A 563-nucleotide genomic window follows, 5' to 3' on the forward strand; every position below is an offset into this window, starting at 1 on the left:
CATTAGGTCTGATATTCGGTGCATTTGCATTTAACATTGCTATGCAAAGTATCAGTAAACTGTCATTTATTCCGGGGGGAAAAGCTAAATGATTATTTTACAAACAGGCGTTCCGGGTAGCGGCAAGACTAGCTCTATCGTCAATATGTTGATGACAGATGAAAGCTACACACATTTTACTGATAAAGACGGTGTAAAGAAAAAACGCCCGCTCTTTGTCAACGGCATCCCCGAACTTAAAATAGAACATGAAGAACTTACAGATGAACAAATTAAAGAGAAGCCTTTTCAAGACTTCCTCCCTTATGGCTCGCTCGTCATCATAGACGAAGCCCAGCGTTTATTAGGTACTAGATCAGCCGCTTCAAAAGTACCTCCATTTATAGAAGCTTTAGCATTACATCGACATCATGGCTTAGATATCGTGTTAATCACGCAACATCCAAGTTTTCTTGATAGTTTCGTAAGAAAGCTTGTACAACGTCATATGCATGTATCGATTAAGCCGGTAGGACGTAAGCTTTACGAATGGAATGAATGTGTAGATCAGCCTGATAGCAGTG

The 563-nt window shown here is 40.1% G+C and carries 1 protein-coding gene; it reads left to right on the forward strand.

All coding sequences use genetic code 11. The features are described from left to right. Window positions 1-88: 88 nt before the first annotated feature. Window positions 89-563, forward strand: a 475-nt coding sequence (locus HMPREF2700_RS07760; RefSeq protein WP_283129697.1) for a zonular occludens toxin domain-containing protein, incomplete at its 3' end; no start/stop codon positions are given.

The organism is Neisseria sp. HMSC068C04 (genome assembly GCF_001810105.1).
Lineage (GTDB): Bacteria > Pseudomonadota > Gammaproteobacteria > Burkholderiales > Neisseriaceae > Neisseria > Neisseria flavescens_B.